At 74.5% G+C, this 25,106-nt stretch carries 25 protein-coding genes; 15 read left to right on the top strand and 10 right to left on the bottom strand.

Annotated elements, in window-relative coordinates; translation table 11 throughout:
- The first annotated feature begins 169 nt into the window (after nucleotides 1-169).
- The 3 genes from CCO04_RS16310 (at nucleotide 170) to CCO04_RS29835 (ending at nucleotide 4,819) form a co-directional block, all read left to right on the top strand.
- Nucleotides 170-1,489, top strand: coding sequence for an FAD-binding oxidoreductase (locus tag CCO04_RS16310; RefSeq protein ID WP_215815190.1), 1,320 nt, complete (start codon nucleotides 170-172; stop codon nucleotides 1,487-1,489).
- A 73-nt stretch (nucleotides 1,490-1,562) separates the two neighbouring features.
- On the top strand, nucleotides 1,563-2,819 hold the full coding sequence (locus CCO04_RS16305; protein WP_215815189.1) for a BTAD domain-containing putative transcriptional regulator: 1,257 nt from the start codon (nucleotides 1,563-1,565) through the stop codon (nucleotides 2,817-2,819).
- A complete protein-coding gene (locus CCO04_RS29835) occupies nucleotides 2,816-4,819 on the top strand; it encodes a histidine kinase (RefSeq protein WP_215815188.1) in 2,004 nt (667 codons plus the stop codon). The genes CCO04_RS16305 and CCO04_RS29835 overlap by 4 nt, the downstream gene beginning before the upstream one ends.
- Here CCO04_RS29835 and CCO04_RS16295 read toward each other — a convergent pair.
- Nucleotides 4,775-5,473 (bottom strand): hemerythrin domain-containing protein, encoded by a 699-nt coding sequence (locus tag CCO04_RS16295; RefSeq protein WP_215815187.1) that lies wholly within the window; start codon nucleotides 5,471-5,473, stop codon nucleotides 4,775-4,777. The genes CCO04_RS29835 and CCO04_RS16295 overlap by 45 nt on opposite strands.
- 88 nt (nucleotides 5,474-5,561) lie before the next feature.
- Between CCO04_RS16295 and CCO04_RS16290 the strand changes: the two genes are divergently transcribed.
- Complete coding sequence (locus CCO04_RS16290; RefSeq protein ID WP_215815186.1) at nucleotides 5,562-6,458, top strand: hypothetical protein; 897 nt, start codon at nucleotides 5,562-5,564, stop codon at nucleotides 6,456-6,458.
- A 31-nt stretch (nucleotides 6,459-6,489) separates the two neighbouring features.
- Here CCO04_RS16290 and CCO04_RS16285 read toward each other — a convergent pair whose 3' ends face one another.
- Nucleotides 6,490-7,311 carry a DUF1028 domain-containing protein gene (locus tag CCO04_RS16285; protein WP_215815185.1) on the bottom strand — a complete coding sequence of 274 codons (822 nt, stop codon included), beginning with the start codon at nucleotides 7,309-7,311 and terminating at the stop codon, nucleotides 6,490-6,492.
- A 46-nt stretch (nucleotides 7,312-7,357) separates the two neighbouring features.
- Between CCO04_RS16285 and CCO04_RS16280 the strand changes: the two genes are divergently transcribed.
- The 4 genes from CCO04_RS16280 (at nucleotide 7,358) to CCO04_RS16265 (ending at nucleotide 12,370) form a co-directional block, all read left to right on the top strand.
- Nucleotides 7,358-8,386, top strand: coding sequence for a 6-phosphofructokinase (locus CCO04_RS16280; protein WP_215815184.1), 1,029 nt, complete (start codon nucleotides 7,358-7,360; stop codon nucleotides 8,384-8,386).
- Between the two features lie 111 nt (nucleotides 8,387-8,497).
- On the top strand, nucleotides 8,498-9,958 hold the full coding sequence (locus tag CCO04_RS16275; RefSeq protein WP_215815183.1) for an APC family permease: 1,461 nt from the start codon (nucleotides 8,498-8,500) through the stop codon (nucleotides 9,956-9,958).
- Nucleotides 9,959-10,035: 77 nt separating this feature from the next.
- Nucleotides 10,036-11,373 (top strand): class II 3-deoxy-7-phosphoheptulonate synthase, encoded by a 1,338-nt coding sequence (locus tag CCO04_RS16270; RefSeq protein WP_215815182.1) that lies wholly within the window; start codon nucleotides 10,036-10,038, stop codon nucleotides 11,371-11,373.
- Nucleotides 11,374-11,377: 4 nt separating this feature from the next.
- A complete protein-coding gene (locus CCO04_RS16265; RefSeq protein WP_215815181.1) occupies nucleotides 11,378-12,370 on the top strand; it encodes a low specificity L-threonine aldolase in 993 nt (330 codons plus the stop codon).
- 18 nt (nucleotides 12,371-12,388) lie between these two features.
- Here the strand turns inward: CCO04_RS16265 and CCO04_RS16260 are convergent, their stop codons facing one another.
- From CCO04_RS16260 to pknB, 5 genes are all read right to left on the bottom strand, one after another.
- On the bottom strand, nucleotides 12,389-13,402 hold the full coding sequence (locus tag CCO04_RS16260; protein WP_215815180.1) for a zinc ribbon domain-containing protein: 1,014 nt from the start codon (nucleotides 13,400-13,402) through the stop codon (nucleotides 12,389-12,391).
- A gap of 62 nt (nucleotides 13,403-13,464) precedes the next feature.
- The gene (locus tag CCO04_RS16255; RefSeq protein WP_215815179.1) at nucleotides 13,465-13,947 is read right to left on the bottom strand and encodes an SRPBCC family protein; all 483 of its coding nucleotides are present in this window, start codon (nucleotides 13,945-13,947) and stop codon (nucleotides 13,465-13,467) included.
- 71 nt (nucleotides 13,948-14,018) lie between these two features.
- Nucleotides 14,019-14,927 carry a DMT family transporter gene (locus CCO04_RS16250; protein WP_215815178.1) on the bottom strand — a complete coding sequence of 303 codons (909 nt, stop codon included), beginning with the start codon at nucleotides 14,925-14,927 and terminating at the stop codon, nucleotides 14,019-14,021.
- On the bottom strand, nucleotides 14,920-15,825 hold the full coding sequence (locus CCO04_RS16245; protein WP_215815177.1) for a deoxyribonuclease IV: 906 nt from the start codon (nucleotides 15,823-15,825) through the stop codon (nucleotides 14,920-14,922). The genes CCO04_RS16250 and CCO04_RS16245 overlap by 8 nt, the downstream gene beginning before the upstream one ends.
- A 3-nt stretch (nucleotides 15,826-15,828) precedes the next feature.
- Complete coding sequence (pknB, locus tag CCO04_RS16240) at nucleotides 15,829-17,916, bottom strand: Stk1 family PASTA domain-containing Ser/Thr kinase (protein WP_308281279.1); 2,088 nt, start codon at nucleotides 17,914-17,916, stop codon at nucleotides 15,829-15,831.
- Nucleotides 17,917-18,052: 136 nt separating this feature from the next.
- Here pknB and CCO04_RS16235 point away from each other — a divergent pair, with 136 nt between their 5' ends.
- The 3 genes from CCO04_RS16235 to CCO04_RS29260 are packed head-to-tail and all read left to right on the top strand — an operon-like array spanning nucleotide 18,053 to nucleotide 19,343.
- Nucleotides 18,053-18,427: an Rv2175c family DNA-binding protein gene (locus tag CCO04_RS16235; RefSeq protein WP_215815175.1), complete on the top strand. Its 375-nt coding sequence runs from the start codon at nucleotides 18,053-18,055 to the stop codon at nucleotides 18,425-18,427.
- Between the two features lie 5 nt (nucleotides 18,428-18,432).
- Nucleotides 18,433-18,936 (top strand): ribonuclease domain-containing protein, encoded by a 504-nt coding sequence (locus tag CCO04_RS28630; RefSeq protein WP_252373350.1) that lies wholly within the window; start codon nucleotides 18,433-18,435, stop codon nucleotides 18,934-18,936.
- The gene (locus CCO04_RS29260) at nucleotides 18,933-19,343 is read left to right on the top strand and encodes a barstar family protein (protein WP_215815174.1); all 411 of its coding nucleotides are present in this window, start codon (nucleotides 18,933-18,935) and stop codon (nucleotides 19,341-19,343) included. Before CCO04_RS28630 ends, CCO04_RS29260 begins: the two co-directional genes overlap by 4 nt.
- 3 nt (nucleotides 19,344-19,346) lie before the next feature.
- On the opposite strand, the gene CCO04_RS16220 is transcribed toward CCO04_RS29260, so the two are convergent.
- Nucleotides 19,347-20,435 carry a polyprenyl synthetase family protein gene (locus CCO04_RS16220; protein ID WP_215815173.1) on the bottom strand — a complete coding sequence of 363 codons (1,089 nt, stop codon included), beginning with the start codon at nucleotides 20,433-20,435 and terminating at the stop codon, nucleotides 19,347-19,349.
- Nucleotides 20,436-20,510: 75 nt separating this feature from the next.
- Here CCO04_RS16220 and metF point away from each other — a divergent pair, with 75 nt between their 5' ends.
- Nucleotides 20,511-21,401, top strand: coding sequence for a methylenetetrahydrofolate reductase [NAD(P)H] (gene metF, locus CCO04_RS16215; RefSeq protein ID WP_215815172.1), 891 nt, complete (start codon nucleotides 20,511-20,513; stop codon nucleotides 21,399-21,401).
- Between the two features lie 17 nt (nucleotides 21,402-21,418).
- Here metF and CCO04_RS16210 read toward each other — a convergent pair whose 3' ends face one another.
- Both CCO04_RS16210 and CCO04_RS16205 read right to left on the bottom strand, forming a co-directional pair.
- Entirely contained in the window at nucleotides 21,419-22,735 is a 1,317-nt protein-coding gene (locus tag CCO04_RS16210; RefSeq protein ID WP_215815171.1) for an NAD(P)/FAD-dependent oxidoreductase, read from the bottom strand.
- A 4-nt stretch (nucleotides 22,736-22,739) separates the two neighbouring features.
- The gene (locus tag CCO04_RS16205; RefSeq protein WP_215815170.1) at nucleotides 22,740-23,219 is read right to left on the bottom strand and encodes a YbaK/EbsC family protein; all 480 of its coding nucleotides are present in this window, start codon (nucleotides 23,217-23,219) and stop codon (nucleotides 22,740-22,742) included.
- Nucleotides 23,220-23,271: 52 nt separating this feature from the next.
- Here CCO04_RS16205 and CCO04_RS16200 point away from each other — a divergent pair, with 52 nt between their 5' ends.
- The 3 genes from CCO04_RS16200 (at nucleotide 23,272) to CCO04_RS16190 (ending at nucleotide 25,104) form a co-directional block, all read left to right on the top strand.
- Nucleotides 23,272-23,793 (top strand): hypothetical protein, encoded by a 522-nt coding sequence (locus CCO04_RS16200; protein WP_215815169.1) that lies wholly within the window; start codon nucleotides 23,272-23,274, stop codon nucleotides 23,791-23,793.
- A 76-nt stretch (nucleotides 23,794-23,869) separates the two neighbouring features.
- Complete coding sequence (locus tag CCO04_RS16195) at nucleotides 23,870-24,334, top strand: SAV_6107 family HEPN domain-containing protein (protein WP_257750516.1); 465 nt, start codon at nucleotides 23,870-23,872, stop codon at nucleotides 24,332-24,334.
- 56 nt (nucleotides 24,335-24,390) lie between these two features.
- Nucleotides 24,391-25,104 carry a methyltransferase domain-containing protein gene (locus tag CCO04_RS16190; RefSeq protein ID WP_215815168.1) on the top strand — a complete coding sequence of 238 codons (714 nt, stop codon included), beginning with the start codon at nucleotides 24,391-24,393 and terminating at the stop codon, nucleotides 25,102-25,104.
- The last annotated feature ends 2 nt before the right edge of the window (nucleotides 25,105-25,106 follow it).

Below are 25,106 nucleotides of genomic sequence, written 5' to 3'. Positions count from 1 at the left end.
GCGCCCCACACGCGCTCGCCCACCGCTTTTCCGGGGGGAGGCTCCAGGCTGGCGGCGGCGCCTGGGCAGGCACTGGAGACCGACTGGGGACCGGGCCCGGAGGTCCTCCAGCCCACGTCCAGCGGGGCTGGCGACGCTGGGCGCCCACCGACCGAGAGAAGTAACCGCCATGCCCGACGCGCCTGCTGCGCCCGCTGCGCCCGCTGCCCTGCCCCTGTTCAACCTGGCCCACCGCCACGCCCCCGACGAGGTGGCCGAGCCGGGCACCGCGGCCGAGGTCGCCGCCGCCGTACGGCGCGCGGCCGGGGCCGGCCGCCAGGTCCACCCCGTCGGTACCGGCCACGGTTGGACCCACCCGATCGAGGGCGGCCTCGCGCTGCTCACCCGCGGGCTCGCCGGCGTGCGCGTGGACGCGGCGCGCGGAAGCGCCCGGATCGGCGCCGGGACCACGTGGGCCGAGGTCGCCGAGGCGGCGGCACCCCACGGCCTGACCCCGCTGTCCGGCTCGGCGCCGGGCGTCGGTGCGATCGGCTTCCTGCTCGGCGGCGGGCTGAGCCCGCTCGGGCGCACCTACGGCTGGGCCAGCGACTACGTGCGCTCCGCCGAGGTCGTCACCGGCACGGGCGAGGTCGTGTCCGCCTCGGCGTCCAGCCACCCGGACCTGTTCTGGGCGCTGCTCGGGGGCAAGCACGTCCCGGGCGTCGTCACCGCGGTCGAGGTCGACCTGCTCCCGCTCACCCGGGTCTACGGCGGCGGGCTGTTCTTCGCCGCGACCGACGCCGAGGCCGTGCTCACCGCGTGGGCCGCCTGGTCGGCGCAGGTGCCCGACCTGGTCAACACCTCGGTCGCGCTGCTCCAACTGCCCGACCTCCCGTTCGTCCCCGAGCCGCTGCGGGGGCGGTTCGTGGTCCACGTGCGGATCGCCGTCCCGCTCGACGCGACGGCGGAGCCGGGCCTGGCGGCCGGGCTCGTCGAGCCGATGCGCACGGTCGCCGAGCCGGTCGTCGACACGCTCGCGGAGCTGCCCGCGGCCGCGATCGGCGCGGTCCACGCCGACCCGGACCAGCCGATGCCGGTGCTGGAGGCGGGCGCCCTGCTGCGCGCCTTCGACGCCGACGCCGCCCGCGCGATGCTCGCGGCCGCCGGGCCGCAGACGGGCGCACCGCTGGCGGTCGTCGAGGTACGCCGCCTCGGGGGCCGGCTCGCGCAGGCACCGGCCGTGCCCGATGCGGTCGCGGGACGCGACGCGGCGTACGGGCTCTTCGTGGTCAGCGCCCCGGTGCCCGAGCTGTTCGCCGGCCCGGTCCCGGCGGCGGTGGGTGCGCTGGCCCAGGCGATGGCGCCGTGGGCGAGCGGCACCTTCCAGCCGAACTTCATCGGCGCGCTCAACAAGCCCGACGCGTGGGACACAGCCTGGCCCGGCGGCGTCGCCGCCCGGCTCGACGAGGTCCGGGCGGCGTACGACCCGGCCGGCGTCATCGGCCACTGACGAGGTCGTCCGATGGGGGAGCAAGCACGCCAACCGCCGGTGCGGAGGGCCGGACGTGGCTAGCCTGTCGCGCGTGAGAGTGCGCGTGCTCGGTCCGGTCGAGGTCGAGGTCGACGGCCGGGTCCTGGACCTCGGCGCGCCCAAGCCGCGCCAGGTGCTGGCCGCGCTCGCGCTCCACGCGGGACGCCCGGTCAGCCTGGACGGCCTTGTCGAGGCGCTGTGGGGCGACGAGCCGCCGACGAGCCACGTCGTCACCGTGCAGGGCTACGTCGCCGGCCTGCGCAAGGTGCTGGAGCCCGGACGGGCGCCGCGCGGTGCGGGCACGGTGATCCGGACCTCCTCGCTGGGCTACGCGCTGCGGCTGCCCACCGACGCGATCGACGCCCGGCTCCTGGAGTCCGCCGTGGAGACCGCGGCCGCGACCCTGCGCACCGACCCCGAGCGGCCCTGGACGCTGCGCGGCACGCCCGACGCGGCCACGCTCGCCCCCGTCACCGCCGGGCTCGACGAGGCCCTGGCCGCCTGGCGCGGCGAGCCGTACGCCGAGCTCGGCGACGCCCCGGCCATCGTCGCGGAGCGGGCCCGGCTCCACGAGGTGCGCACCGCGGCCGTCGAGCTGCGCGAGCTGGTCCGGATCCACGAGGGCGGCGCCGCGGAGGCCGCGCGCCGGCTCGAGCCCGAGACCGCGCGGCACCCCCACCGTGAACGGCTCTGGCTGCTCCACGCCGCCGCGCTGGTGCGGGCCGAGCGCCAGGTCGACGGCCTCGCCGCGCTGCGCCGGCTGCGCGAGACGCTGCGCGACGACCTCGGCGTCGACGCGAGCGCCGCGGTCGGCGCCCTGGAGACCGCCATCCTCCAGCAGCGCGTGACCGGCGAGGTGCCGGTCGAAGCCGCTGCGGCGGCCACGGCGCTGCTCCGGGTCGCGGTCGTCGACGACCACCCGATGTTCCGGATGGGCATGACCGGGCTCCTCGGCTCGCTCGAGGGACTCGAGCTCGTCGGTGCCGCCGGCGACGCCGCGGGTGCCCGGGCGCTGGTCGGGCGCGGGGTCGACGTCGTCCTGATGGACCTCGACCTGGCGGGGGAGTCGGGCATCGAGCTCACCCGCGAGCTGGTGCGCGCGCACCCGGACCTCAAGGTGCTCGTGATGACCATGCACGAGGACGACGACCACGTCGCCGGAGCGCTCGAGGCCGGCGCGGCCGGCTACCTGCTCAAGTCCGCCGAGGCCGACGACGTGCAGCGCGCGATCCGCGGCGTGGCCCGCGGCGAGCTCATCATCGGGTCCGCGGTGGCCCGCGCCGCCCGCTCCCGCCTGGCGCGACCGTGACCGCGCGGTCCACCCGCCGCTGGCACGTCCTGGCCTGGCTGGTCGCCGGCACGTCGTGGCTGCTGGCCGCGGGCGCCGTGGTGGCCCTGATCGGCACCGGCACCGCGCCGCCCAACGTCGCCGACTGGATCATGGACGTCGTCACGGCGGTCGTCTACGGCGGCGTCGTGCTGATGATGCTGCCCCGGGCGCGCCACCCGGTGGTCTGGATCCTGGCGATCACCGCCCTCGGGTGCGGTGCCTCCGGCCTCGCCGCCGGGTACGTCGCGCTCGACGACGCCTGGCCCGGGCAGGACCTCGCGGTGTACCTGCCCTACTGGGCGTGGGTGCCGGGTGTCTACGCGACCGTGGCCGTCGTCCCGCTGCTCGTGGTGCCGGGCGGCCGGCGCCGGTGGCCCGCCGTCGCGGTGGCGGTCGGCGCGATCGTGGTCTCCACCCTGCCGAGCCTGACCGTCGTGGTGCCGGGTCTGCCGCCGAACCCGTTCGGGATCGACGTCGCCTGGTGGCAGTCGTTGCTGCGCAGCCTGGGGCTCTGGCCCGACCGCACCGTCGCCCTGCTCGGCGTGGGCGTCTGGATCTGGCTGCTGGTGCGCGTACGCCGGGCCCCGCCCGCGGAGCGCGGCGGCCTGGGCTGGCTGCTGGCCGGGCACGGCGCGATGGTCGTGGCGCTGGTGGCGTTCCTGATGCCGATGTCGGACGACTGGACCGGCACGGCGGCCGAGGTGAGCGGCGCACTGCTGCTGGTGGCCCAGCTGTTCCTGCCGGCCGCGCTGCTCGTGCTGGTCCTCGGCCGGCGGATGTGGGGCGTCGACGCCCGGGTCAACCGCGGCGTCGTCTGGGCGATGATGACCGTGGCGATCGCACTGGCCTACCTGCTCCTCATCGCGGTCGCCACCCAGGTCCTGCCCGGTCAGTCGGACGTCGCCCTCGCGCTCGCCGTGGGCCTGGTCGGCCTGGGCGCGACCCCGCTGCGCCGGCTGGTGCAGCGGCGCGTGGACCACCTCGTCTACGGCACCGGGGCCGACCCGGCGCGGCTGCTGTCGAGCGCCGACGGCCGGGACGGCTTCGACCTCGACGCCCTCGCCGCCGGCCTGTGCCGGAGCCTGCGCCTGGCCGACGTGCACCTCGTCGCGCCCGGGACCGCCGAGGTGCCGGCGCCGGGCGGGGACGACCTGGTGCTGACCCTGACCAGCCGCGGCCGCGACGTCGGCCGGCTGGTCGCCCGGCCCCGTCCGGGGGAGCGGCTCGACCAGCGCACCACGCGGATGCTCACCGAGGTGGCCGGCCTGGTCGGCATGACCATCGACCTGACCCAGTCGGTCGACGCCCTGACCACCGCGCGGCGCCGGATGGCCGGCGTACGGCACGAGGAGCGGCGGATGCTGCGCCGTGACCTGCACGACGGCCTCGGCCCGGCGCTGGCCGGCATCCGGCTCGGGCTGGTCGCCGCCCGGGGCCTGCGCGAGCGTGACCCGCAGGCGGCCGAGGACATGCTCGACATGCTGGAGCGCGAGCTGGCCCAGCAGGGCGAGGAGGTACGCCGGCTGAGCCGGTCGCTGGTCCCGCTGGCCCTGGAGGACGGCGACCTCGCGACCGCGCTCGCCGCGCTGGCCGAGCGGTTCACCGGCGACGAGCTCGCCGTGCACGTCACCGTCGCCGCCGACGTCGACCTGGAGCCGCCGATCCAGGTCGCGGTCTACCAGATGGCGAGCGAGGCGCTGCTCAACGTCAGCCGGCACGCCCAGGCGAGCCGCTGCGACGTCCACCTGCGCCGTCGCGCGGACGGCGACACGCTCTTCGTCGTCTCCGACGACGGGGTCGGTCTCCCGCCCGACAAGGTCGAGGGCATCGGCCTGCGCTCGATGCGCGAGCGCGCCGACGAGCTCGGCGCGGTGCTCCGGCTGGGCGCCGGGAGCACCGGCCTCGGCTGCAAGGTCGAGCTCCGGCTCCCGGCGTCAGCCGAGGGCCGCACGCTCGCGGCGCTCGAAGCCGCGCCGTGAGCTGGCCAGCAGCAGCCGCATGCCGGGCCCGCCGATCGCCAGGACCCGGTCGGCGGCGTCCGCGCCGAGCCCCTTGAAGATCCAGGGCAGGAACCGGCGCGCGTGGCCCACCGAGGGACGTCCCCGGAACTTCTCGCGCTCGATCACCTCCCACTCCTCGCCGGCGACGTAGCGCTGCAGGATCGGCACCGCTGCCGACTCCTCGTGGCCCAGGTGCCGGTCGAGCGCCGCGTCCAGCTCGGCGAGGTCGTCGCGCAGGTCGCCGAGCACGTCCGGGTCGGCCTGGGCGGCCAGCGCGGTGAAACCGGCGTCGCACGAGGTCAGCAGGGGATCGAGCACCCCGTGCTCGGCCTCCATCTCGCGCAGCACCCGCAGGCTGTCGAGGTCGGCGGCCTCGCGGGCCCGGCCGGCCAGCAGCGGCCAGAGGATCTCGTCCTCCTTGGTGTGGTGGGTGTGCAGCTCGGAGGTGAAGAGCCCCCAGCGCTCGCGCAGCCGGCCCCAGGCGGCCTGGTCGTCTGCCGCGACCCCCTCCACGATGGCGCGGAAGTCGCGCAGGTCGCGCCGGAACGCGTGGTGCAGGACGTACATCATCGTCATGTCGGCCGGCCCGGCCGGGGCGGCGGCCTGGCCGGGCAGCAGGATCTGGTCGGTCATTCGGGACTCCTTCGGGTCAGTGTCGCCACGACCGTCGCAGGACGGACTGGGGACGCGTTGGCGTCCGACTGGATGACAGACTCAGCGGATGGCCGACCTGCTGGAGATCGCCGACGACCTCTACGCCCTGCCGCTGGGGGACTTCACCCCGGCGCGCGACGCGCGGGCCAAGGAGCTCAAGGGGACGCCGCTCGCCGCGCAGGTCAAGGCGCTGCGCAAGCCGAGCACCGCCGCCTGGGTCGTCGACCTGCTCGTGCGCCGCGAGGCCGCCCAGGTCGACCAGGTGCTCAACGTCGGCGCCGCGCTGCGCGAGGCGCAGGAGGCGATGTCCGCCGGTGAGCTGCGCACGCTGACCAAGCAGCGCCGCCAGGTCACCGCCGCCGTCACCACCCAGGCGCGCCGGCTCGCCCTCGACGAGGGCCTGCGGGTCACCGAGGCGGTCGCCGAGCAGGTCGAGGCGACCCTCACCGCCGCGATGATCGACGCCGAGTGCGGGCGCGCCGTCCGCAGCGGCCTACTCGTCAGCGCCCTGCGCACCACCGGCATCGAGCCGATGGACCCGGCCGACCTGGTGAGCGCGATCGCGGTCCCTGAGGCGCTGGGGTTCGCGGCCACGCCGCGCGAGGCGCCGCGTCCAGGACCGCCCGACCTGCACGTCGTACCGGACCCGGACAAGGCGGCCAAGGCCCGCGCCACCGCGGACGAGCGCCTCGCCGCCGCCACCGACGAGTACGACGCCGCGCTGGCCGCGCACGAGGACGCCGGCGCCGAGGTCGACCGCCTCGCCGCCCGCGCACTGCAGCTCCAGGCCGAGATCGACGAGCTGCGCCGGCGCCTCTCCGACCTCGAGGAGCAGTCCGACGAGCTCGACGAGGAGGTCGCCGAGGCCGAGGAGGTCCGCGACGGCACCGGTGCCGAGCTGCGCACCGCCACCGCCGAGCGCGACGCGGCGCAGGCCGCGCGGGACCGGCTCAGCGCCCGGTGACCTCGTCGGCCGGCCTCGATCCTCGACCTGCTCAGCGGTCCTCGCCGCGCACGATCGCCAGCACCCGCCGGTCGATCCAGCCCAGGTCGGCCGCGACCCGCATCTCGTAGTTCTCGGTGCCGACCCAGGCGTGGAAGTCGCGGTGCCCGCCGGCCGCGGCGAACTCCTCGAGCTCGGCGCGCAGGGCGTCGTCGACGGTGACCTTCTCGTCCTCGGTGGATGCGGTGAGGTAGAGCTCGTGCAGGTCCAGGAGCCGCTTCAGCTCGTCGATCGGCACCTCGTGGTCGTCGACGCGCAGGTCGACGGCGACGTCGTCGAGGCCGCCGTACCCGGCGCCGTCGCGGACCACCAGGATCGCCGCGGACTGCCGGCCCCGGCGGTCGCCGCCGGCCGCGTCGCCCGCGGACAGCGCAGCCACGAGCCGGTCCTGCAGGGGAGCGTCGGTGTCGCCGGCCAGCCAGGCCGCCTCCATCGCCTCGACGACCTCCTCGCCGGTCAGGCAGTTGCCCTGGACGGCGTACCCGTCGCCGATCCGGCCGCCGGCCCACGGGATGCACTCGGTGCCGGTGTGCGAGGCCGCGCCGCCGTCGATGTCGACGATGCCGACCTGGCGGTGGTCGCGGCCGTCGTCCTCCTCGATGAGGCGCTGGAGCGCGATCGGCGCGGTCGCGCCCTCGTCGAGGTGGGAGAGCGCGAGGCCCTTGTAGGCGACGTTGGCGTCGGCCTGGGTGGCGACGGCACCCACGCCGGCGACGGCGGCCGGGACGGCGGAGCCGACCGCGAGGAACTTCGAGGCGACGGCGACGCCCCACGACTCGCCGTCGGCGGAACGGGCCACGATGGAGAAGGTCATGGACTCACCCTAGAGAGCGCGACCGTCCCCGACGTAGGTTGGCGGCATGCGCGTCGGAGTGCTGACCGGTGGCGGTGACTGCCCGGGCCTGAACGCCGTGATCCGGGCCGTGGTGCGCAAGGGGGTGAACGGGCACGGCTTCGAGTTCGTCGGCTTCCGCGACGGCTGGCGCGGCCCCCTCGACGGCGTCACGGTCCCTCTCGGCATCGAGCAGTGCCGCGGCATCCTCCCGCGCGGCGGCACGATCCTCGGCTCCTCGCGGACCAACCCCTTCGCCGTCGACGACGGCGTCGCGCGGATCAAGGACAACCTCGCCGCGGCTGGCGTCGATGCCCTGGTCGCCATCGGCGGCGAGGACACGCTCGGTGTCGCCACGAAGCTCGCCGAGCTCGGCGTCCGCGTGGTCGGCGTACCCAAGACGATCGACAACGACCTGTCCGGCACCGACTTCACCTTCGGCTTCGACACCGCCGTCAACATCGCCACCGAGGCGATCGACCGCCTCCACACCACCGCCGAGTCGCACCACCGCGCCATCGTCGTCGAGGTGATGGGCCGCCACGCCGGCTGGATCGCCCTCCACGCCGGCATCGCCGGCGGCGCCAGCGCCGTCCTCATCCCCGAGGTCCCCTTCGACATCGAGGCCGTCTGCGCCCATGTCGAGACCCGCTTCCGCAGCGAGTACGCCCCCATCATCGTCGTCTCCGAGGGCGCCGTCCCCGCCGACGGCACCGGCATGACCCTGGTCAGCGGCGAGAAGGACGCCTTCGGCCACGTCCGCCTCGGCGGCATCGGCGACCGCCTGGCCCACGAGATCGAGCAGCGCACCGGCAAGGAGGCGCGCGCCGTCGTCCTGGGCCACGTCCAGCGCGGCGGCACCCCCACCGCCTTCGACCGCTGGCTCGCCACCCGCTTCGGCCTCCAGGCCATCGACGCCGTCGCCGAGGGCGAGTACGGCGTCATGGTGGCCCTGCGCGGGACCGACATCGTGCGGGTGCCGCTGGTCGAGGGGACCGGCGAGCTCAAGCTCGTCAGCCCCCGCGAGTACGACGAGGCCCGGGTCTTCTTCGGCTAGGCACAGCCGGCGGGCCGACCGCGCCGCATGGGCCAAATGCTTCCCTTTCGCCGTCGGCTGAGCCAAGGTGAGTCGCGAGAACTTCCATACTCGGGGAAGGAAACGACACTCATGTCAACGGAGACGACCGACGCTCGATCGTCGGACCAGCACGGCCAGCCGGAGCTCAAGCGGGTCCTCGGACCAGGCCTGCTCCTGCTCTTCATCGTCGGCGACATCCTCGGCGCCGGCGTCTACGCCGTCACGGGTCGCCTGGCCGGTCAGGTCGGTGGCATCGCCTGGTTGCCCTTCCTGGTCGCGTTCGCGATCGCCACCCTGACGGCGTACTCCTACCTCGAGCTCGTCACGAAGTACCCCCAGGCCGCCGGCGCCGCGCTCTACGCGCACAAGGCCTTCGGCATCCACTTCGTGACCTTCCTCGTCGCGTTCACCGTGGTCTGCTCGGGCATCACGAGCGCCTCGACGTCCTCGGGCCTGCTGGCCTCGAACCTGCTGATCGGGCTCGGCAACGACGCGCCGAGCAAGGGTCTGGTGCTGGCGGTCGCGCTGGGCTTCATGCTCGTGCTGGCGCTGATCAACCTGCGCGGTGTCGGCGAGAGCGTGAAGTTCAACGTCGTGCTCACCGTGATCGAGATGGCCGCGCTGGCGATCGTCATCGGCATCGGGATCTGGGTGATCGGCAAGGGCGACGGCGACCTCGACCGGATCACCGTGTTCGAGAGCCCCGACGACAAGGGCCTGTTCATGGCCGTCACGATCGCCACCGCGATCGCGTTCTTCTCGATGGTGGGCTTCGAGGACTCGGTCAACATGGTCGAGGAGACCAAGGACCCCGAGCGGATCTTCCCCCGCATGATGCTGACCGGTCTGGGCATCGCGGTGATCATCTACATGCTGGTCGCGATCTCGGTGGTGGCGGTGATCCCGGCCGACAAGATCGGCGCACCGACCAACGCCGAGGCCGGCATCCTCATCGACGTCGTCAAGATCGGCGCACCGGACCTGCCGATCGACGACTTCTTCCCGTTCATGACGGTCTTCGCGGTCGCCAACACGGCCCTGATCAACATGCTCATGGCGAGCCGGCTGATCTACGGCATGGCCCGCCAGCAGGTGCTGCCGCCCGTGCTCGGCAAGGTGCTGCCGGGCCGCCGCTCGCCCTACGTCGCGATCGCCTTCACCACGCTCCTCGCGTTCGGCCTGATCACCTACGTCCGGCTCGGCTCCGAGAGCACGATCGTGGGCTCCCTGTCCGGGACGACCGCGCTCCTGCTGCTCGCGGTGTTCACGATCGTCAACGTCGCCTGCCTGGTCCTGCGCCGGGACCCGGCCCGGCCCCACGGGTTCCGGGCGCCGACGATCGTCCCGGTGCTGGGCGCGATCCTGTGCGCCTACCTGCTCGGCCCCTGGGCCCGGCTCGAGGCGGACATGATCCAGTACAAGATCGCCGCCGGCCTGCTCGTCATCGGCGTCGTGCTGTGGGCGCTGACCCGGCTGTTCTACAAGCCCGAGGGCGGTCACTTCGCCGACATCGAGCACATGGACATCGACCCGACCGACGACCCGCGCTGAGTCGACCGGCGTGAGGGCACCGTCCACGAGCGGCCGCCGACTCGGCGGCCGCTCGGCCGGAGCCGTACGCTGGGGGAGTGAGCACCCTCCCGTCCCTCGAGCAGTTGCACGCCATCGGAGCGAAGCAGCAGCCGTCGTACGACGACCCCGCGGCCCTCGCCGCGACCGTCCAGCGACTGCGCACGCTGCCCCCGCTGGTGTTTGCGGGCGAGTGCGACGAGCTCAAGGCCAAGATCGCCGCGGCGAGCCGGGGTGAGGCTTTCATCCTCCAGGGCGGCGACTGCGCCGAGACGTTCGTCGACGCCACGGCCGACAACACCCGCAACAAGCTGCGGGTGCTGCTGCAGATGGCGGTCGTGCTGACCTACGCCGCGTCCGTGCCGGTGGTCAAGGTCGGCCGGCTCGCGGGCCAGTACGCCAAGCCGCGCTCCTCCGACACCGAGACCCGCGGCGATGTGACCCTGCCGGCCTACCGCGGTGACGCGGTCAACGGCTTCGAGTTCACCCCCGAGTCGCGCCGGCCCGACCCGCAGCGGCTGCTCGACGTCTACCACGCGTCGGCGTCCACGCTGAACCTCGTGCGCGCGTTCACCACCGGTGGCTACGCCGACCTGCGCCAGGTGCACACCTGGAACTCCGAGTTCGTCCGCAACAGCCCCGTCGGCCAGCACTACGAGGCGATGGCGGCCGAGATCGACCGGGCGCTGACCTTCATGCAGGCGATCGGTGCCGACCCCGAGGAGTTCCACCGGGTCGACTTCTACTCCTCGCACGAGGCGCTGCTCATGGAGTACGAGCACGCGATGACCCGCATCGACTCGCGCACCGAGAAGCCCTACAACGTCTCGGGCCACATGGTCTGGATCGGTGAGCGCACCCGTCAGCTCGACGGCGCCCACGTGGAGTACTTCAGCCACATCAGCAACCCGATCGGCTGCAAGCTCGGCCCCAACGCGACCGCGGACGACGCGCTCGCGCTGGCCGCCAAGCTCAACCCGACCAACGAGCCCGGCCGGCTCACGTTCATCACCCGCTTCGGTGCGGCCAAGATCCGCGACGGCCTGCCGGCGCTGGTCGAGAAGGTCACCGCCGAGGGGGTCGACGTGGCGTGGGTGTGCGACGCCATGCACGGCAACACCTTCGAGGCCTCCAACGGCTACAAGACCCGCCGCTTCGAGGACGTCCTCGACGAGGTCCAGGGATTCTTCGACGTGCACCGCGCGCTCGGCACCGTCCCGGCCGGCATCCTCGTCGAGAACACCGGCGACGACGTCACCGAGATCGTCGGCGGCGGCGAGGAGCTCGACGAGCAGGGCCTGGCCCACCGCTACGAGTCGGTCGTCGACCCGCGGCTCAACCGGGTGCAGTCGCTCGAGATGGCCTTCCAGGTCGCCAGCATGCTCCAGAAGCGCTGACCCGTTGATCGACCTGCGCAGCGACACCGTCACGCGTCCGACGGAGGCGATGCGCGCCGCGATGGCCGCCGCCGAGGTCGGTGACGACGTCTACGGCGAGGACCCGACCGTCCGCGCGCTCGAGGAGCGGGTGGCGGGGCTGTTCGGTCACCAGGCCGCGCTGTTCACGCCGACCGGGTCGCTGGCCAACGTGCTGGCGGTCGCGGCCGTCGTCGCGCCCGGCCAGGAGGTGCTGTGCGAGGCGCGCGCCCACATCGCGCGCGCCGAGCTCGGCGCCCACGGTGCGGTCTCCGGCCTCACCATGCGCACCTGGTCGCACCCCCGCGGGCAGGTCGACCTCGCCGTCGTCGACGAGCTGTTCGCGCCCGACCTCGGGCCCTACTTCGTGCGGACGGCGGCGCTCTCGGTCGAGAACACCCACAACTTCGCCGGGGGAGCCGTCGTACCGCTGGCCGACCTCCAGGCGCTGCGGGCCTACGCCGACGAGCGCGCGGTCGCCGTCCACCTCGACGGTGCCCGGATCTGGAACGCCCACGTCGCCACCGGTACGCCGCTCGCCGACTACGGCGCGGTCGCCGACGTCCTCGCCGTGTGCCTGTCCAAGGGCCTCGGCGCCCCCGCCGGCTCGCTCGTCCTCGGCAGCGCCGACCAGGTCGCCGAGGCGCGCGTGCGCCGCAAGCGCCTCGGCGCCGGCATGCGCCAGGTCGGCATCCTCGCCGCGGCCGGCCTGCACGCCCTCGACCACCACGTCGAGCGGCTCGCCGACGACCACGCCCACGCCCGCCTGCTGGCCGAGGCCTGCGGCGCGGACCCGGCGGCGGTCGACACCAACATCGTCACCTTCGACCGCTCCGACGCGCCGGTCTTCGTCGCGCGGGCGCGCGAGGCCGGCGTCCTGATCGGCGCGGTGGGTGCGCGCACGATCCGGCTCGTCACCCACCTCGACGTCAGCCGCGACGACGCCGAGCGGGCCGCCAAGGTGCTCGCGTCCCTCTGAGCCCGGGCACGCCCGGCCTCAGGCGGGAGCGCCGCGGAAGCGGACCTCGCTGATCGCGGTGAAGTCGCGCCCGTTGGGCCCCTTGCCCGGCGGCGTCACCGTCACCAGGTGCAGCACCACGCGGGTGGTCGTGACCGGGCCGACCGGGATCAGCTGGACGGTACGGCGATCGGTCAGGTCCTGGGTGATCCGGGTGCCGTCGTCCAGCTCCCACTGCACCGCGCGGATCCGGCGGTTGCCGCGGTACCAGTTGTCGGCGCCGTCGACCTTGGCGTAGCCGTTGATGATGCCCACCTCGGTGAGCACCACCTCGCGGCCGAGGTCGAAGGTCAGCGTCGCGCCGGTGCCGTCGCCGGCCATCCGCCACGACGTGCGCGGCTGCCCGTCGAGCATGTTGCGGGCCTCGAAGGTGACCGGGTGGTTGTCCCGGTCGCGGCTGCCGGGGGCGGTCGCGGGCACCTGGGCGCTCGCGCCGGCGGTCAGGTCGACGACATCGCCGGGCGCGGGCGGCTCGACCGGGCTGCCGGTCCCGGTGCTGTCGGGCTCGACCGGGGCGCCGGTCGTGGGCTCCGTGGGCTTCGTGGCGGGCGGCGCGCCGCCGTCGTTCGCCCGGTCCTGGGTGCTGGGGGAGTCGTCACCGCCGGCGCTGACCACGAGGAAGGCGCCGATCCCGGCGACCAGGGCGACCACGACCACCGCGATCGCCCACGGCACCCAGGACCGCGACCGTCCCGGCGCCGGGGCCGGCGTCACCGGCGGCGCGTACGGCGGCGGGGGCGTGGGCACCGCGGCGGTCGGCGGGGCGGCGGGCGGCGCGGGCGGCGCGGCCGGCGGGGCACCGTCGGCGAACAGCGGGTAGCGCGCGGCGGGCGGCAGCTGCCCGGTCGGGGGCGGGACCACTGCGGTCACGGGCGCGCCGGAAGCGGGCGCCGCCTCGGGGTGCCGGCCGGGCACCGGCTGCCCGCAGTTGGTGCAGAACCGGCCGATCCCGAGCTCGTGCCCGCAGCTGGTGCAGTACGTCGGGGTGGTCATCGCGGGGTCACCGTACCGTGACCCCACGGTGTCCCGTCAGGTCAAGCGCCCCTCGGGCACGCTCAGGCGCTGAGCGCGCGCCGGCACGCCTCGGCCTCGATGTCCTCCAGGTCGTGCTCCAGGATCCGCCGGGTGCGGTCGTAGCTGAACCCGCCGAACATCGCCCACATCGCCCGGGACAACGTCGAGCGTCCGCTCATCACGACCGTCGTGGTCATGGCGAGGCGGGTCTCGCGGTGGTCCGGGCCGGCGGGCGTGAGCCGGTAGGCGGTGCGGATGACGTCGTGCCCGACCTCCGCCTCGACGACGGTGCGCCGGGGCGGTTCGGAGGCGACGACCTGCAGCTCCTCGGGACCGTGGTGCCCGAAGAGGGTACGGCGCTCGCGCCACGTCGTCCCGACGTCGTACCCGCCCTCGGTGAGCAGGAACGGCTCGCTCACGCTGCGCAGGACGTCGTCGGCGTGGGCGATGTCGGTGATGACCTCCCAGACCTGCTCGGGCGGGGCCGGGATGGTGCCGTGGACGTGGATGATGTGACCAGCCATGGTGACTCCGGTGTCGGTTGGACCCCCAGGCACCCATGGTGCTCCTCCGCGGCCGAGGACGCCAGGGGCGCTCACACCGCCAGGTGGGTGACCTCACCCTCGATCCGGCGCCGGGGCACCAGCTCGACCACGAGCATCGCGGTCAGCACCAGCGCGCCGCCGAGGAGCATCCGCGTGGTCAGCGACTCGCCGCCCAGCAGCACCGCGAAGAACGTCGCGAAGACCGGCTCGGTGCTCATCACGATCGCGCTGCGGGTCGGCGGCAGGTGCGCCTGCGCCCAGGTCTGCGCGAGCAGCGCGCCCGCGCCCGCGACGAGCGCCATGTAGACGACCGAGGCCCAGTCGCCGCCGCGCTCGGGCAGCACGACGCCGGGCGCGCCGGACACCAGCGCCGCGACGAGGCAGATCACCGCGATCACCAGCAGCTGGAGGATCGACATGCCCAGCGCGTCCGCCGGGCGCGACCACGCACCGAGCCCGACGATGTGCAGTGCGTAGAGGACCGCCGCGACCAGCGTGATCGCCTCGCCGTAGCCGATCGAGAGACCGTCGAGGGTCAGCACGGCCAGCCCCGCGGTCGCCAGCACCACCGCACCCCAGGTGGCGGCGGTGATCCGGGTGCGCAGCAGGACGGCGGCCAGGAGCGGGGTGGCGACGACGTAGAGGCCGGTCACGAAGCCGGACACGCTCGCGGGGGTGTGCGCCAGTCCGGCGGTCTGCAAGATCTGGGCGACGCCGTACAGGGCGCCGAGGACGAGGGCCCGGTTGCGCACGCCGGGCGCGAGCCGGGCCACCGCGCGCGGCGCGATCGCGAGCATCACCAGTCCGGCGATGAGGAAGCGCACCGCCAGGAAGTCGACGGTGGGCACCCGGTCGAGCAGGTCCTTGATCAGGAAGAACGTCGAGCCCCAGCAGGCCGTGGTGGCGAGCAGCGCCAGCGTCGCCAGCAGCGCCGTACGGCGACCGGCGGCCTCAGCCACCGAACGGTCCGTCGCGCAACGCCTTGAGCAGCGCGAGGTCGGGGTCGTCGGCGTCGCGCGAGCCGGGCGTCTCGAGCACGAACGGCACGCCCTCGGTCGCCGGGTGGGCGAACAGCTCGGCGAAGGCGTCGGTGCCGATGTGGCCCTGGCCGATCTTCTCGTGCCGGTCCTTGAACGCCCCGCGGACGTCCTTGGAGTCGTTGGCGTGCACCAGGCGCAGCCGTCCGGGGCCACCGATCTCGACGATCCGGTCGAGCATCGCCTTGGCGCCGCCGGGCTCGTCGAGCGGCTCGCCCGCGGCGAACACGTGACAGGTGTCGAGGCAGATGCCCGCCTTGGGGTGGAGGTCCACCGCCCCCAGGTACGCCGCCAGGTCGTCCACGCCCGCGCACAGCGAGCGCCCCTGGCCGGCGGTCGGCTCCAGCAGCAGCCAGGGCGCGGCGTCGTCCTCGACGGTGTCGAGCAGGGGGAGCAGCCCCTCGCGGATCCGGGCCAGCGCCGCGGTGTGGCGCGCGGTGGCGCCGCCGGGGTCGCCGGCCGGGTCGACGTACGAGCCGGTGTGGACCACGACGCCCTCGGCGCCGATCTCGACGGCCCGGCGCAGGTTGTGGGCGATCACGGCGAGCGACTTCTCGTAGGTCGCCGGCGTCGGGGAGCCCGGGTTGACCAGGTAGGGCGTGTGGATCACGACGCGCAGCCCGGCCTCGGCGGTGCGGTCGCGGAAGCGCCGGTCCACGGCGGGATCGCCGGCGCTGAGCGTCCAGCCGCGCGGGTTGCCGCAGAACACCTGGATCGCCTCGCAGCCGGTGGCGAGCGCGGTCCGCAGGGCGCCGTCGACGAGGTTCTTGCCGACCGGGACGTGGCTGCCGACCGGGCGGGAGAGGTGGGGCTGCGTCACCGATCAGACGATATAGAGCACGATCGTGCTGCCCTTGCGCACCTTGGACCCGGCGTCGGGATCGGTGCTCCAGGCCACATTGCCGGACAGGTAGATCGTGGCGTGCTCGGTGCGCACCTTGAGCCCGAGGTCCTCGAGCTTGGCGATCGCGTCGTCGGTGGAGGAGTAGCGCACCGAGGGGACGGTCACCAGCGGCGGGCCCTGGGACACGGTGAGGGTGACGGTCTCGCCCTTGAACAGCGTGCCGTCGCGCGGGCTCTGGCTGATCACCCGGCCCTCGGGCACGTCCTCGCTGTACTTCTTCTCGATGTCGACGTCGAGGCCGCGCTTGCGCAGCACCCGCTCGGCGCGCTCGGCACTCTTGCCGGTCCAGGCGCCGACCTCGATCGGCTTGCGGCCCTTGCTGATGACGAGCTCGACGACCGTGCCCACGGGCAGGGTCTTGGCCGCGGGGGTGCCGTAGGCCGGGTTGCTCGTGATCACCTTGCCGGCGCCGACGGTCTCGGAGAACTTCTCCACGACCCGCCCGCCCTGGAACTTCACCTCGGCCAGCGCCGCCTCGGCCTGGTCGCGGGTGAGCCCGGCCAACCGGGGCAGGTCGTAGCGCTCGGGTCCCAGCGAGATGACGAGGGTGACCTCGCCACCGGGCAGGATCCGGTCGCCCGGGCCGGGGTCGGTGGAGATGACCTCGCCCTTGTCGACGGTCTCGGAGTAGGACTCCTCGCCGACCCGGACGGCGAGCCCGGCGTCGTCGATCTTGGCCTCGGCAGCGGCCGAGGTCAGCCCGATCACGCCCGGCGTCGAGGTGTAGCGGCCCCAGCCGAGCCACCAGCCGCCGGTACCGGCCACGGCGAGGAGCAGCGCGAGCACGATCACCCAGACCAACCCGCGCCGGCGCCGGCGCGGCCGCTGAGGGGCCGGTGCGGCGGCCGGGGTGGCCGGGACGGACGGCGGCGGGGGCGGCGGCGGTGCGGCGGCGATGACCGAGGTGCGCTCCCGGTCCCGGTCCCGGTCGCCACGCGGCGCGTCGGGGGAGACGAGGTCGGCGATGCCGTCCCACAGCGAGCTCACCGGCTCGGGCGTGGTGTCCGTGCCGGCCTCGTCGGACTCGGTGACCCGCGCCGACGGCAGCAGGTCGGCGACCAGCTCGGGGTCCTCGCGCACGCCGGCCCGCAGCGCCTGCTGGACCCGGTGCACCTGGTGGAGCAGGACGGCGGCGTCGCTGGAGCGCAGGCTGGGGTCGCGGGAGGTGGCGCGGGCGACGAGGGCGTCGACGTACGCCGGGATGCCGGGGACCACCGAGGACGGCGCGGGCACGTCGTGGTGGACGTGGCGGTAGGCGACCGCGATCGGCGTCTCACCGGTGTGCGGCTTGGTGCCGGTCAGCAGCTCGAACAGGATCACGCCCGCGGCGTAGACGTCGGCGCGGGCGTCGGCCCGCTGCTCGACCACCAGCTCGGGCGCGAGGTAGGAGACCGTCCCGATGAGCACGCCGTTGGTCGCGGTGTGCTGGGTGTCGGCGGTGACCGCCTTGGCCAGGCCGAAGTCGGCGACCTTGATCCGGCCGTCGTCGGCGATGAGGACGTTCTCGGGCTTGACGTCGCGGTGCACCAGGCCGGCCCGGTGCGCCGAGGCCAGCGCGGAGAGGATGGGGTCGAGCAGCGCCAGCGCCCGCTCGGGCGCCATCGGCGCCTCCTTGGCGATGGTGTCGCGCAGGGTGTGGCCCGGCACGTACTCCATGACCAGGTAGACCGTGCCGTCGCTGTCGTCGCGGCCCTGGTCGTAGACGGCGACCACGTGCGGGTGGGAGAGCCGGGCCGCGGCCTTGGCCTCGCGCACGAACCGCCGCGCGAACGTGTCGTCGTCCGCCGTCGTCGCGTCGCCCAGGCCCGGGTGCATGATCTTGACCGCGACCGTGCGGTCGAGCCGGCTGTCGACGGCCTCGTAGACGCTGGCCATGCCGCCGCGCGCGATGCGCGCGCCGACCCGGTAGCGCCCGTCGAGCAACCGCCCGAACTGGTGGTCCTCAGTGCGTGCGGGGTCGCCGGGGCGCGCGGCGCTGTCGCCGCGGGCGCGCTGGTCGTCGTGCACAGCGACCCTCCTGTGCATGTTCTGCTGGACCGGCCGGGGAAGGTGACCGGAACGACCATCGTACGGCGCGACCCCTCACGGACGCGGAGGCCACGCCGAGAGGTCTCCTCCCGGCTCCGTGGGGGAAGATGGCCCCATGACCGAACCGCGACTCGCCGACCACGACCTCGCCGCCCTCGTCGAGGCGTGGCTCGACTGGGACCAGGCCGCCGAGCTGATCGGGGTCACCGCCGCCAAGGTGCGCACGATGGTGCGCGACCACCAGCTCGCCGCGGCCGTGCCCGGCGACGGCCGCAAGCAGGGCGTCCCGGCCCTCTTCCTGACCGAGGACGGCGAGCCGGTCAAGGGCCTGCCCGGCCTGCTCACCGTGCTCCACGACAACGGCTTCGACGACCGCGAGTGCATCGCCTGGATCTTCCTCGACGCCGACCTCCCCGGCCGCCCGATCGACGCCCTGCTCGAGAACCGCGGCTCCGAGGTCAAGCGCCGCGCCCAAGCGCTGGCCCTCTGAGCACGATGCCGCGGCTCGGGGGGACGACCGGCAAGGTCGTCTCGACGCTCGTCACCGTCGTCCTGGTCCTGGGGCTGTGGTGGCTCCAGAGCCGCGGCTCCGACGGCTCCGACGAGCCCGTCGCCCGCGACCCGGAGACCTCCGCGCCGTCGTCCGGATCGGGACCGTCCTCGGCCCCGGCGTCGGCGCCGGCGTCGATGCCGCACGCCGACGAGGACGGCATCGCCTACGTCGCGCTCACCTCGCTGCCCCGCGAGGCGGCCACGACGGTCCGGCTGATCGACGCGGGCGGCCCGTACCCCTACCCGAGCAAGGACGGCTCGACCTTCGGCAACTTCGAGGGTGAGCTGCCCCAGCGCCCGCGCGGCTACTACGCCGAGTACACCGTCGAGACCCCCGGCCTCTCCCACCGCGGCGCCCGCCGGATCATCGCCGGCGACGGCGGCCAGCTCTACTGGACCGAGGACCACTACGCGTCCTTCGAGCGGATCTGGCGGGCCGGCCGGTGAGCGGCCTCGCCGCCGTCCTGGCCGGCCGGCACACCCCCGGCGTGCACCGCTGGGAGTCCGCGCTCGACGTCGCCGACGTCCGCCACGCCGTCGAGCACGCCGGCTGGACCTTCGGGTACGTCGACGGCGCCCCCCTCGACACCACGCCCGCCGTGCTGCGCGCGATCGGCGACGCGCTCGCCTTCCCCGACCACTACGGCGTCAACCTCGACGCCCTCAACGACTGCCTGCGCGACCTGCCCGGTCCCACGGTGCTGCTGTGGGACGCCTGGAGCGGCTACGCGCGGGCCGAGCCGGCGCGGTTCGCGGTCGTCGTCGAGATCCTGGGGGAGCGGGGGCCCGAGGAGCCGCTGCTCGAGGTGCTGCTGCGCGGGCCGGGTCCCGACGGAGTGCCGGTCCTCGCGTAGGCGTCAGTAGGCGCGGCGCGTGGCCGCGGCGGCCAGCTGCTCCAGCACCCCGCACGCCTCGGCGTCCCAGCCCGCCTCGGCCTGACCGCGGCGCAGCGCCGCGACGGCCTGGTCGGCCAGCTCGTCGATGAGCGTGTCGACCTGGGCGCGGGCGCCGCAGCCGTCGATGATCGTGCGCAGGTCGGCCACCTCGGCCTCGGACAGCGAGGTGCCCAGGGCGGCGTCGAGCCGGGCGGCGTCGGCCTCGGGTGCGGCGTCGAGCGCCATCGCGACCAGGACGGTCCGCTTGCCCTCGACGAGGTCGTCACCGGCCGGCTTGCCGGTGGTGTCCGGGTCGCCGAAGACGCCGAGCACGTCGTCGCGCAGCTGGAAGGCCTCGCCCAGGGGCAGGCCGAACGCGGTGAGCAGGTCGAGCGTGGTGGCGTCGGCCCCGGCGAGCGCGGCGCCGACGTGGATCGGGCGCTCGATGGAGTACTTCGCCGACTTGTAGCGCAGCACGGTCATCGCCTGCTCGACGCTGGCCCGCCCGCGCGCCTGCACCGAGACGTCGAGGAACTGCCCGGCGATCACCTCGGAGCGGCACAGGTCGAAGACGTCGAGCGCGGGACCGACCCGGTCCCACCCGAGGCCGCAGTGGCGCAGCAGCTCGTCGGACCACGACAGCAGCAGGTCGCCGAGCAGGATGGCGGCCGCGGCGCCGTACTGCTGGGGCTGGCCGCGCCAGCCGTCGCTGCGGTGCTCGGCCTCGAAGGCGCGGTGGGTCGCGGCGCGGCCGCGGCGGGTGTCGCTGGCGTCCATCAGGTCGTCGTGGACCAGGGCGCTGGCGTGGAGCAGCTCGAGCGACGCCGCCGCCCGTCGTACGGCGGCCGCGTCGGCGCCGCTCGGAGCCCCCGCGAGCGCGGCGTAGCCCCAGTGGCAGAAGGCCGCGCGGAAGCGCTTGCCGCCCGACACGGTGACCCGGGCCTCGGCCAGCAGCCGGGCGGCGTCGTCGCCGAGCGGGGCGAGCCGGTCGGCCTGGGTGGCGAGGAAGGCGTCGAGGGTGGCCTGGACCTCGGTGCGGAAGGCGGTCGGGTCCCATGCCGGATTGGTCACCCCCTGAGCCTAGTGAGCGGGGGAATCCGCGAGATGGCGGGTCCGGGGCCGTCTCACCCTCCTACACTTCGCCCCATGACTACCGGTGCCGGACGCTCCCTCGGCGAGATCATCCGTGAGGGCGGGCGATCTTTCTCCTTCGAGTTCTTCCCCCCGAAGGACGAGGCGGGTGAAGCCCAGCTGTGGGACGCCATCCGCGCGTTGGAGCCCTATCGGCCCACCTTCGTCTCGGTGACCTACGGCGCCGGCGGCAGCACGCGCGACAAGACCGTCGCGATCACCGGCCGGATCGCCCGGGAGACCTCGCTGGTGCCGATGGCGCACCTGACCTGCGTCGGTCACACCCGCGACGAGCTGGGCACGATCCTCGACTCCTACGTCGCCGAGGGCGTCAGCCACGTCATGGCCCTGCGCGGTGACCCGCAGGAGGGCCCCCGCGCCGACTGGACGCCGACCGACGGCGGGCTCAACTACGCGCTCGACCTGGTCGAGCTCGCCCGCTCGCGCGGTGACTTCCGGGTCGGCGTCGCGGCGTTCCCCGAGGGTCACCCGTCGGCCGGCTCGCTCGACGCCGACGCCGACGTCCTCGCCGCCAAGGCCCGTGCGGGCGCCGAGTTCGCGGTGACCCAGATGTTCTTCCGCGCCTCGGACTACTTCTCGTTGGTCGAGCGGGTGCGCGAGCGCGGCGTCGACATCCCGATCCTGCCGGGCATCATGCCGATCCTGAACCTCAGCGCCATCCGCCGCCAGGGCGAGCTGATCGGCACGAGCGTCCCCGACGACATCGTCGCCCGGATCAGCGCCTACGACGGTGACCCCGCCGCGGTCCGTGCCGAGGGCATCAAGGTCGCCGCCGAGCTGTGCGACGAGCTGCTGGCCGGCGGTGCGCCGGGCCTGCACTTCTACACGCTCAACCGCTCCAAGGCGACGCTGGAGATCTTCGAGGCGCTCCAGATCACCGTCTGATCCCTCAGGCCGATTCCTCAGGCGGGGCCGATCAGCTGCGCGACGAGGGCGGCCGACTGGGTCACGAACGGCACGCCCGCGCCCGGAGCGGCGTGCGCCCCTGCGGCGTACACGCCCGGGATGGGGGTGCTCGGACCGAGCCGGTTCCGCACGGTGCCCCGGCCCTGCCACAGCACGCCCATCGGCGAGCCGCGCCACTGCTCCACGAGGTCGCGGGGGGACAGGTCGACCCGGGTGACGACGTGCTCGCGGACGTCGATCTTGTGCCGGGCCAGCGCGTCGAGCAGGTCCTCGGCGATCTTGCCGCGGCCGTGCACGGTCCAGGCGGTGCAGCCGTCGGGGGCGATGCCGCCCGGGCGCACCGTCAGCATCGGCTCCTCGTGGATCACCAGCTCGTGCTCCAGCTCGGGTACGTCGCCGCGCAGGCCCAGGTGCGCCACCACCGGCGGGATCGCCGGCATGGTCCGCTCGACGTACGGCGCGAGCGCGGGCAGCCGGCGCGGGTCGACCGCCACCACGACGGCATCGGCCTCGGCGTCGCCCTCGGCGGTGCGCACCGCGGCGACCCGCCCCTCGCGCACCACCAGGTCGAGCACCTCGACGCCGGTACGGACCGTGACCCCGCGGGTCTGCAGCCGTGCGCCGAGCAGGTAGGCGATCCGCCCCATCCCGCCGGGCACCCGCCAGCCCCCGAAGATCTGCTCGACGTAGCTGTGCACACCCACCCACGAGGGGACGTTGCGCAGGTCGTGCCCCTCGGCGACCGCCGGGTAGCCCGCCACCAGCGCCAGCCGCTCGTCGCGGAAGTCGTGGCGCAGCCGCTTGTAGAGCGTCTCGCGGATGGCGAACAGGGCGGCGAGCTCCTTGGGCACCGCGCCCTTCGTGTACGGGTCCCAGGGCGCCTCGACGTAGTGCTGGCGCAGCAGCGTCCACACGTCGGCGTAGATGTCGACGTGGCGGACCCACTTGTCGCCCAGCCCGGTCCCGAGCTCCTCGAACGCCGCGTGCTGGTCGGCCCGGGAGCCGCCGGGCAGGCGGATCGAGGTGCGGTCGGCGAACCGGTGCTCGCGCACGATCGGCAGCGGCTCGAGGTCGGCTCCGAGCTCCTTCTCCAGCGGCCGGCCGGACTTGCGGAACAGGTCGCGCAGCGCGGCCGGCAGCAGTGTGGACCCCGGGCCGGCGTCCCAGACGAAGCCGTCGCGCTCGACCGGCGCGAGCGCGCCGCCGAGCTGGCCGGAGGCCTCCAGGAGCGCGACCTCGTGGCCGAGCTTGGCCAGCCGGGCCCCGGCGGCCATGCCGCCCAGGCCGCCGCCGATGACGACGATGCGTGCCACGGGCTCAGTCCTCCGCGACGACGAGGGGCGTCGCGCCGGTCAGGCTGCGCAGCTCGTCGTAGGTCGTGGCGAAGACGGCGGCCGGGTGGCCCGCGGCGGCCCACACCACGTCGTACCGCTCGAGCCAGGGGTCGAGGTAGGTCGCGACCGGGGTGGGGTGGCCGATGGGGGAGACGCCGCCGATGACCTGGCCGGTGTGCTCGCGGACGAACTCCGGCTTCGCCCGGCGCAGGGCCGGCCCGCCGAGCGTCGTACGGACCAGGTCGGTGTCGACCCGGTGCGCTCCCGACGTGAGGATCAGCACAGGGGTTCCGTCGGCATCGAAGAGCAGACTGTTGGCGATCGCCCCCACCTCGCAGCCGAGCGCCTCGGCGGCCAGTGCGGCGGTGTGGACCGAGTCGGGCAGAATGACGATCTGGCCGGTTCCACCCCGGCGCTGGTGCTCGTCGCGGAACCGGGTGATCGAGGGATGCTCGGCCGACATGGGGCTGACCCTATCGACCGAGTCCCGGAACGACCCACGTACTGGAGGAACGATGATCAAGCGCCCGGCCGCAGTCGAGCTCGCCTGCTGGCTGCTGTGGTTCCTGGTGGCCGCCGGTCTGCTCGTGTGCGTGCTCGTCGTCGTGCAGCGCGACCAGCTCGGCTCGGTGTGGTCGCCGATGCAGGTCGGTGACAGCACGGTGCAGCCGGTGGAGTTCGTGCCGGTCATCCTCGTGCTCTACGGCGTGACCGCGGTGCTCGCCCTCACCCTGATCGCGCTCTACCGCGCCGGGCACAACTGGGCGCGCCACTCGCTGGCCGCCATCGCGGCCGGGATCTTCGTCGTCGCCGTCGGCACCGTGCGCACCAACCCGCCGACCCTGGTCGACGGCATGGCCATCGCGGCCGCGGTGATCAGCGCGGTGACGCTCGTGTTCGTCTGGCACCCCCAGAGCCGCGAGTTCGTCCGGACCATGGGCGTGCCGCCCGAGCTGCGCGAGGGCGCTGCCGAGGCTCCCGTCGCTGCCGAGGCCGACCAGGACGCCCCGCGCGCCGAGGTCCCCACCGACTCTTGACCTTGTGTCGGAGGGCGGGTGTACCGTCGGAGACGTTCGAACAGATGTTCGAACACGACCCGAAGGAGACCCCGCCGTGGCCCCGCACAACGCACCCTTCACGGTCAGCCCGCACAGCCTGCCGGCGACCACCCACAACTACCTCCTGCGCTCGGCGGAGTCGCTGAGCGAGGCGGTGGCCGCGCGCGACGTCCCGACCCGCTACGCGTGCGCCCACGTCGCCGCGCTGCGCGCCGCGGCCGCGCTGCTCGCCGCCCGGGCTCGCCCGGCCGCCCCGCCGCGCCGGCGCGGCCAGAAGAACGCCTGGGTCCTGCTCGCCGAGGTGGCTCCCGAGCTCGGTGAGTGGGCGACCTTCTTCGCGGCCGGTGCCGCCAAGCGGGCCGCCGCCGAGGCGGGCTCGACCCGCGCGGTGACCGAGCGCGAGGCCGACGACCTGGTCCGCGACGCCGACCGCTTCCTGGCCCTGGTCGAGCAGTCCCTCGGCCTGACCCCCCACCGGCTGCTGGGCGAGCGGCTCGCCGGGCGCGCGGTGGCCGGCTGAGGGCCGCCCGACGCGTCGGCGGGGTCTGGGGCAGGGGGATCAGTAGTGTTCAGCGCATGGCCTCTCGCGAGCAGCGTGGATCGGTGCGGACCGCGGTCGTCTGGGACGCCCTCGAGGCGGCGCTCTCGGGCGGTCCGCGCGACGTGGTCGACCTGGGTGGCGGCACCGGCGGGTTCGCCGTACGGCTGGCGGAGTCGGGTCACCGGGTCCGCGTGGTCGACCCGAGCCCGGACGCGCTGGCGGCGCTGGCGCGCCGCGCGCGCGAGGTCGACCTCGACGTCTCCGGCCTCCAGGGCGATGTCGCCGACCTGGTCGACGTCGTCGGCCCCGGCAGCGCCGACGTCGTCTTGTGCCACGGCGTCCTCGAGGTCGTCGACCCCGTCCTCGCCCTCGACCGGATCAGCCAGGTCCTGCGCCCCGGCGGCCTGCTCAGCCTCGTCGTCGGCCAGCGCCACGCCGCCGTCATCACCCGCGCCATGGCCGGCCACTTCCAGCTCGCCCGGACCCTCCTCGACGACCCGGCCCCCGTCGACGCCCGCACCGGACGCCGCTTCACCGCCCCCGAGATCACCGACCTCCTCGCCGCGGCCGGCTTCGGCGACCTCTCGGTCCACGCGGTCCGGGTCTTCGCCGACCTCGTCCCGGCCGCCCTCGTCGACCACGAGCCCGGCGCCGCGGCGGCGCTGGTCGACCTGGAGCGCGCGGTCGCCCAACGCCCCGAGTACCTCCCGCTCGCCACGCAGCTGCACGTCCTCGCCACCCGGGGCTGAGC

This window comes from Pimelobacter sp. 30-1, from assembly GCF_018831735.1.
Lineage (GTDB): Bacteria > Actinomycetota > Actinomycetes > Propionibacteriales > Nocardioidaceae > Nocardioides.
The sequence above is the reverse complement of the archived record's forward strand: the minus strand, read 5'-3'. Positions and strand labels throughout refer to the sequence as shown.

Bases quoted from the DNA above. Each gene is read 5' to 3' on its own strand.
- CCO04_RS16310 (WP_215815190.1), top strand. From the start codon at position 170: ATGCCCGACGCGCCTGCTGCGCCCGCTGCGCCCGCTGCCCTGCCCCTG.
- CCO04_RS16295 (WP_215815187.1), bottom strand. From the start codon at position 5,473: ATGACCGACCAGATCCTGCTGCCCGGCCAGGCCGCCGCCCCGGCCGGG.
- CCO04_RS16290 (WP_215815186.1), top strand. From the start codon at position 5,562: ATGGCCGACCTGCTGGAGATCGCCGACGACCTCTACGCCCTGCCGCTG.
- CCO04_RS16285 (WP_215815185.1), bottom strand. From the start codon at position 7,311: ATGACCTTCTCCATCGTGGCCCGTTCCGCCGACGGCGAGTCGTGGGGC.
- CCO04_RS16280 (WP_215815184.1), top strand. From the start codon at position 7,358: ATGCGCGTCGGAGTGCTGACCGGTGGCGGTGACTGCCCGGGCCTGAAC.
- CCO04_RS16275 (WP_215815183.1), top strand. From the start codon at position 8,498: ATGTCAACGGAGACGACCGACGCTCGATCGTCGGACCAGCACGGCCAG.
- CCO04_RS16260 (WP_215815180.1), bottom strand. From the start codon at position 13,402: ATGACCACCCCGACGTACTGCACCAGCTGCGGGCACGAGCTCGGGATC.
- CCO04_RS16255 (WP_215815179.1), bottom strand. From the start codon at position 13,947: ATGGCTGGTCACATCATCCACGTCCACGGCACCATCCCGGCCCCGCCC.
- CCO04_RS16235 (WP_215815175.1), top strand. From the start codon at position 18,053: ATGACCGAACCGCGACTCGCCGACCACGACCTCGCCGCCCTCGTCGAG.
- CCO04_RS28630 (WP_252373350.1), top strand. From the start codon at position 18,433: ATGCCGCGGCTCGGGGGGACGACCGGCAAGGTCGTCTCGACGCTCGTC.
- metF (WP_215815172.1), top strand. From the start codon at position 20,511: ATGACTACCGGTGCCGGACGCTCCCTCGGCGAGATCATCCGTGAGGGC.
- CCO04_RS16205 (WP_215815170.1), bottom strand. From the start codon at position 23,219: ATGTCGGCCGAGCATCCCTCGATCACCCGGTTCCGCGACGAGCACCAG.
- CCO04_RS16200 (WP_215815169.1), top strand. From the start codon at position 23,272: ATGATCAAGCGCCCGGCCGCAGTCGAGCTCGCCTGCTGGCTGCTGTGG.
- CCO04_RS16190 (WP_215815168.1), top strand. From the start codon at position 24,391: ATGGCCTCTCGCGAGCAGCGTGGATCGGTGCGGACCGCGGTCGTCTGG.